Consider the following 6,466-nt stretch of genomic DNA (forward strand, 5'->3'; position numbering starts at 1 on the left):
CCGATGAAGACCGTGGCCGCCAGGCACTTCCCTGGAGTGCCGCTGTTGCCGGCCATGTCTTCGGGTGCGACGGATGCGCTCTACTTCGGCCCGGTCAAACTGCCGATCTATGGTGTGCCCGGGCTGTTTGGCGACCCGGACGGCAATGGCGTTCACGGCCTCAACGAGCGAGTGCGTGCATCGTTATTGTATGCAGGGCGCGACTATCTGTTCGATCTGTTGAAAATCTACGTCGGGGTGAAGTAAGTCGCCCTGGATCCACGGTCGGCCCACCGGGAGGCCGCGAACGACGGGTTGGCCTGTGATGGCGAACCGGTGCTAGATCAACGATGATTCAGTCATTGGGAAGGACACGAGAGCATGACGGAGCCCGCTGCGCAGGCTGCAGAGTCGGATGACAAGCCCACATCCCTGCGCACCGTCATCACGGCGTCCTCCGCCGGAACGACCTTTGAGTGGTACGATTTCTTCGTCTTTGGAAGCCTGACGGGCGTCATCTCCAAGACCTTCTTCACCGGGCTGCCGGAAACTGCAGGATTTGCCGCCGCGCTGGCGCTGTTCGGCGCCGGCTTCCTGTTCCGGCCGCTGGGCGCCCTCGTGTTCGGGCGGATCGGTGACCGCAAGGGCCGCAAGGGCGCCTTCCTGGCCACGGTGCTTTTGATGGGCGGCGCCACGGTCGCGATCGGCCTTTTGCCCAGTTACAACCAGGCCGGACTGATCGGGCCGATCCTGTTGATCCTGATGCGGATCATCCAGGGCTTCGCGCTGGGCGGAGAGTATGGCGGCGCGGCGATCTATGTGGCCGAGCATGCGCCCGCCAACGGGCGCGGTCAGGCCACCAGCTGGATCCAGAGTTCTGCAGCGTTCGGCCTGTTCGGCGCGCTTATCGTTATCCTTCTGACCCGTCTGGCTGTGGGCAACGAGGCTTTCGACGCCTGGGGCTGGCGGATACCCTTCCTGTTTTCAGGGGTCCTTCTCGCTATTTCCATCTGGATGCGGGTGAAGCTGAAAGAAAGCCCCGAGTTCGCCAGGCTCAAGGCCGAGGGCAACGAGAGCAAGGCGCCCTTCACCGAGGCGTTCGGACGCTGGCCCAACCTTAAACTGGTGCTGATCGCCCTCGTGGGCGTGATGTTTGCCCAGGGCGCGGTCTGGTACACCTCATTCTTCTATGCCCAGACCTTCATGGAGCGGTTCCTGAAGGTGCCGCCCGAGACCATCAGCCTGATACTGCTGACCATGACGGCCATTAGCGCCGTGCTCTACGTGGTGTTCGGCTGGCTTTCGGACAGGCTTGGCCGCAAGACCGTGATGATGTTTGGCATGGTGCTAATGTTGGTGGCCTATTTCCCGGGCTTCCACCTGCTGACCCAGACCCTCAATCCAGCACTGGCGGAGGCCGAGGCCCGGACGCCGGTGGTGGTGATCGCCGATCCGGCGGATTGCTCCCTCCAGTTCGATCCGGTCGGCAAGGCCAGCTTCCTGTCGGCCTGCGACATCGCCAAGTCGACCCTGGCCAACGCCGGCGTATCCTACCGCAATGAAGCCGGTGTCCCGGGGCAGACGGCGATGGTGCGGGTCGGCGCATGGACGGTGCCGTCCACCTCAGCCGTGGGCCTTAGTCCTGACGTCGCAAAGGCCGTCAAGGCCAGCGTGGAGACGCGCATAAAGGCCGCCCTGGCCCAGGCGGGATATCCCACCAAGGCTGATCCAAAGCGCATGAACATCTGGGGCGCGCTGGGGGTGATGTTTGTCTTTGTGGTCGCTGCATGCGCGCTTTACGGCCCCATCGCCGCCAGTCTGGTGGAACTGTTCCCCACCCGCGTTCGCTATACGGCGATGTCGCTGCCTTACCATGTGGGCACCGGCTGGGTCGGAGGCTTCGTGCCCTTCACGGCCTTCGCCATCGTGACGGCAACGGGGGATATCTACTCCGGCCTCTGGTACCCGTTCGCCTTCACGGCGTTGTCGGTGGTGGTGTGCTTCTTCCTGCTGCCGGAGACGAAGGGACGACCGCTGGATCGTTAGGCGGGGCGCAGGGAAGGTCTAACGGGCGACGGGCAGTACCTCGGTGCGTACCGCAGCGGCGTCCAGCCTGGCTTGCTCTGCGCGCCAGTCGCCGGCGCCCACCAGCCGGATCACCAACTGTCCAGACAGCGTCCATTGCCGCATCTGCGCGACGCTCGCCGGGTCCAGGCGCTCGGCGTCACGGCGCGCCAGCGCCAGAACGTCCGGGTTGATGTCCGGGTCACAGACCAGCACGTCGGCGCTTGCCAGGGCGCGGACGGCCTTGAGGGTCAGGCGTTCGGCTGGACCGGCAGCCTCAACATAGTTGACGCTTCCGACAGGCGCGTCGCCAGCGGTCAACATCGCGCGCAGCAAAGCCGTCGCCTGGTTCATTGCGCCCGCCGAAGCGGCCGCGGCCGCCGGACTGGATAACGCCGCGCGCAGGAACCTGCGGCGAGCGCCCGCCTCCGGGAAGGCCGCACGCACCTCATCCTGCGTCGTCCGTAACAGCTCTGCGACCCGCCCGATCCCCTCAGGCGTCCGGGCCTCGATGTCCTGGCGCAGCATGGTCGCCAGCATGGGCGACGCGCCGCCGGTGCCGATCGCCGCGACGACGACGCCGCGGTCAATGATGGACGGGGTGGTGAAGTCACAGAGCGTCGGGCGGTCGACGACGTTCACGGGCACGTGCGCCGCGCGAGCCGCGTCTGCGGCCTGGCGCGCCCAGGTTTCGTCATCACCGGCAATGAAGGCCAGCGCCACGCCGACGTAGTTCCCGGAATCGAGCGCCTGAGTAGGGCCAAGTCTCACCACCCGCGCCGGTGAGCCTGCGAACAGCCGCGCCTTGGCCTCGGCCCCTTCGCCCTCGCCTGCGATCGCCACCGAACGGCCGGCCAGCGGGAAGAAGGCGGGAAAGGCGTCCATGAGGCTATTTGAGGGTCTTCAGATAGGCGATGATTGCGGCCCGGTTCTCGTCGTTCGGCACATTGATCAGCATCTTGGTGCCGGGCGCGAAGGTTGCAGGCTGCTTCAGGTAGGTGTCGAGATTGGCGTCCGTCCACGTCCCGCCCTTGGCCTTGAGGGCCGGTGAATAGGCAAAGGCGCCCGCACCGATCTTGCCGCCGGCGACGCCCGCAAGGCTTGGACCCATCACGGATCCGCCGTGGCACATCTTGCACTGCATATTGAACAGCTGCGCGCCATCGGCGGCCAGCACCGGGGCGGCGGCCAGGGTCAGCACGATGGCGAGGGGGACGACACGGAACATGGACTCTCCTGCGGGTTTCGTAGGCTCGGTACGGATTAGCGTAATGGGCGACAATCGACCAAGGCCGGATTTACGCGATAGTCTGAACGGCGTTAGGATTGACCTCAAATCAGGCAACTGGAGACGCCCCATGGCGACCACGGTGGATGTGAACGGACGGCCCTTGAACGTCAACTCGGCCCCCGATACGCCGTTGCTATGGGTGCTCCGGGATGAACTAGGGCTGACTGGCACCAAGTACGGGTGCGGCGTGTCCCAATGTGGCGCTTGCATGGTGCTTGTCGACGGCCAGGCGATGCGGTCTTGCCAGATGCCGGTATCGGCGGTTGGCGCCGCCAAGATCACGACCATCGAGGGCCTGGGCGGGACGCACCCTCTGCAGGAAGCCTGGGTGAAACTGGACGTGCCCCAGTGCGGCTACTGCCAATCAGGCCAGATCATGAGCGCGGTGGCGCTGCTGGCCCAGACCCCGAAGCCTGATGACGCCGCGATCAGCGCGGCCATGGATGGCAACATCTGCCGCTGCGGCGCCTATCAGCGCATCCGCGCGGCGATCAAAGAGGTGGCCGCCGGGCCAGCCCTTCAGCCTGTAGCGGCCAAGGCCTAGGAGCGAGCGCTATGAACAAGCCTCTCACGGATATCGTTCGCGCACCTACCCGCCGCCAGGCGCTGGTGGTCGGCGCCACCCTGGTCGGAGGATCCCTGCTGGTCGGATGCTCGATCGGCGACATCCTTTCGGCCGGGTCCAAGGTCGAGGTCGGCGCCTTTGGCCCCTTCCTCAAGTTCGCGGCCGACGGGTCGGTCACGGTGATCTCGAAGCACATCGAGTTTGGACAGGGCAACCATGCCGGTCTGGCCGCCATCGCGGCGGAGGAACTGGACGCGGACTGGTCCCGGGTCTCTGTGGAGCAAGCCGCCGCCAACGCCAAGCTCTACGGCAATTCCATGACGGGCGGCGCCCAGGGCACCGGTGGATCGTCGGCGATCTTCAATTCCTGGACCCAACTCCGCACGGCGGGCGCCGCGGCGCGGGCCATGTTCGTGCAGGCCGCTGCGGCGAAATGGAGTGTTCCAGCCGCCGAGATCAGGGTCGCAAACGGGGTCCTGAGCCACGCTTCGGGCAAGCAGGCCGGGTTCGGAGATCTCCTCGACGAAGCGGCCAGGATCACGCCACCCGAAGCGCCGTTGCTGAAGGACCCCAAGACCTTCACCCTGATCGGCACGGATCGCGTCCGCCGGAAGGACTCGCGCATCAAGAGCACGGGCGCTGCGACCTATACCCTGGACGTCAAGCGTCCTGATCTTCTGGTGGCCATGGTCGCCCATGCTCCGAAATTCGGTGCCAAGGTGAAGTCGTTCGACGCCGCCGCAGCCAGCAAGATCGCAGGCGTCGTGGCCGTGCATCAGATCCCCACCGGCGTCGCCGTCGTGGCGGAAAACACATGGGCGGCGCGCCAGGGCCGAGAGGCGCTGAAGGTCGAATGGGATGAAGCCAAGGCGGAGACCCGTGGCTCGGCCCAGATTCTGGACAGCTTCAGGGATCTGGCTTCCGGCAAGACCGCTGCCCCGGAAAAAGGCGGTTGGAAGCCCTTTGACTCCAAGGGCGACGCCGCCAAAGCTGCCGCCGGCAGCAATGCGCTGGAGATCGCTTACGACTTCCCCTATCTGGCGCACGCCACTATGGAGCCGATGAACTGCGTGGCCATGGTGGGCAAGGGCCCGACCCGGTTGGTGTTCGGATCGCAATCGCCCACCATGGACCAGATAAACACCGCCGGTATCGTCAAGGCGCTGCCGGGATCGATCCAGATCGAAACCCTGTTCGCCGGCGGCTCGTTCGGACGCCGCGCCAACCTGAAGTCAGACTATGTCACCGAGTGTGTCCATATTGCCAGGAAGGTGGGCGGCGGACGGCCCGTGAAACTGGTCTGGATCCGCGAGGATGACATGCGGGCAGGATACTACCGGCCCATCGTCCATCACACGGTTCGCGTGACCACGGACGCGCAAGGCTTCCCGGCGACATGGCGTCATCGGGTGGTCACCCAGTCGATCATGAAGGGGGCGCCTCCTGGCATGTCCGGCGGGGATATAGATCCCACCGCGGTCGAAGGCGCGCTGGGATCGCCCTATTTGAAGGCGACGCCCATCGTCGACGCCCAGTTGATCATGCCGGACGTCGGCGTGCCCGTGCTCTGGTGGCGCTCTGTGGGCGCGACCCACACGGCCTATGTGATGGAACACACCATCGACCAGTTGGCCAGGCGGGCGGGCAAGGACCCGATCGCCTACCGCCGCGCCCTTTACGAAAAGGCTGGCGCCAGGCGCCACATCGCTGTGCTTGATCTTGTGGCGGAGAAGGCGGGCTGGAGTTCGCCTGCGCCGGCCGGCTGGACCCGCGGCGTCGCGGTTCACGAGAGCTTCGGCTCGGTGGTGGCCCAGGTGGCCGAGGTGAAGCTGGAAAACGGCCAGCCCAGAGTGGGCCGCGTGGTCACGGCCATCGATTGCGGCACGGCCATCTCTCCCGATCAGATCGCCGCCCAGATGGAAGGCGGAACCTGCTACGGTCTGTCGGCGACCCTCTACGGCGAGATCACCCTGACCGATGGCGTGGTCGACCAGGGGAATTTTGATACCTACAGGGTGATGCGCAATTCCGAGGCTCCGACGGTGGAAACCCACATCCTGCCATCGACGAACCCGCCCACCGGGGTCGGTGAGCCCGGAACGCCGGTGATCGGACCCGCCGTCGCCAACGCGTTGCTGACGCTCACTGGAAAGCCGACGTTGAGCCAACCGTTCGTCAAGGCCTGATCGGGATTTTGCGCAGCCGGATGGGGTGGAAACCCTGATTCCCGTGCTACCGCTGCGTCGATGAACTTCGACCTGATGCGGTTGATCGCGGCGCTGCTTGTGGTGGTGAGCCATACCTACCCGCTGGCCGGGCAGGCGCCCGTGCGGATATGGGGCGTGGAGGATCTGGGCGCGCTCGGCGTCTCGATCTTCTTCGTGATCAGCGGCTATCTGGTCACGGGCAGCTACCAGCGAGACCCGAAGTCTTACCTCCTCAAGCGGCTGCTGCGGATCGAGCCGGGCCTGATCGCGTCGCTGGTGGTCACTGTCGTTGCGCTCGGGTTTTTCACCACGGCGCCGGCGACCGAATACTGGCCCAAGGCCGCGCTCTACGTCCTTCGT

The 6,466-nt window shown here is 65.5% G+C and carries 6 protein-coding genes and 1 pseudogene; 5 read left to right on the top strand and 2 right to left on the bottom strand.

What is annotated here, in order from left to right:
* Together ACIQ42_RS14385 and ACIQ42_RS14390 are read left to right on the top strand one after the other, a co-directional pair.
* Nucleotides 1–246, top strand: a pseudogene (locus ACIQ42_RS14385) (peptidase M20); the annotation flags it as partial.
* Nucleotides 247–360: 114 nt separating this feature from the next.
* On the top strand, nt 361–2,025 hold the full coding sequence (locus ACIQ42_RS14390; protein ID WP_397422950.1) for an MFS transporter: 1,665 nt from the start codon (nt 361–363) through the stop codon (nt 2,023–2,025).
* An 18-nt stretch (nt 2,026–2,043) separates the two neighbouring features.
* On the opposite strand, the gene ACIQ42_RS14395 is transcribed toward ACIQ42_RS14390, so the two are convergent.
* Nucleotides 2,044–2,928, bottom strand: a complete 885-nt coding sequence (locus ACIQ42_RS14395; protein ID WP_397422951.1) for an NAD(P)-dependent oxidoreductase — start codon at nt 2,926–2,928, stop codon at nt 2,044–2,046.
* Between the two features lie 4 nt (nt 2,929–2,932).
* Nucleotides 2,933–3,271: a c-type cytochrome gene (locus ACIQ42_RS14400; RefSeq protein ID WP_397422952.1), complete on the bottom strand. Its 339-nt coding sequence runs from the start codon at nt 3,269–3,271 to the stop codon at nt 2,933–2,935.
* Nucleotides 3,272–3,401: 130 nt separating this feature from the next.
* Between ACIQ42_RS14400 and ACIQ42_RS14405 the strand changes: the two genes are divergently transcribed.
* The 3 genes from ACIQ42_RS14405 to ACIQ42_RS14415 all read left to right on the top strand — a co-directional run.
* Entirely contained in the window at nt 3,402–3,878 is a 477-nt protein-coding gene (locus ACIQ42_RS14405; protein WP_397422953.1) for a (2Fe-2S)-binding protein, read from the top strand.
* Nucleotides 3,879–3,889: 11 nt separating this feature from the next.
* The gene (locus ACIQ42_RS14410; RefSeq protein ID WP_397422954.1) at nt 3,890–6,085 is read left to right on the top strand and encodes a molybdopterin cofactor-binding domain-containing protein; all 2,196 of its coding nucleotides are present in this window, start codon (nt 3,890–3,892) and stop codon (nt 6,083–6,085) included.
* A gap of 60 nt (nt 6,086–6,145) precedes the next feature.
* A partial coding sequence (locus ACIQ42_RS14415) for an acyltransferase family protein (RefSeq protein WP_397422955.1) occupies nt 6,146–6,466 on the top strand: 321 nt, incomplete at its 3' end.

Origin of the sequence: Phenylobacterium sp. (assembly GCF_044372605.1) — a bacterium.
GTDB lineage: Bacteria > Pseudomonadota > Alphaproteobacteria > Caulobacterales > Caulobacteraceae > Phenylobacterium.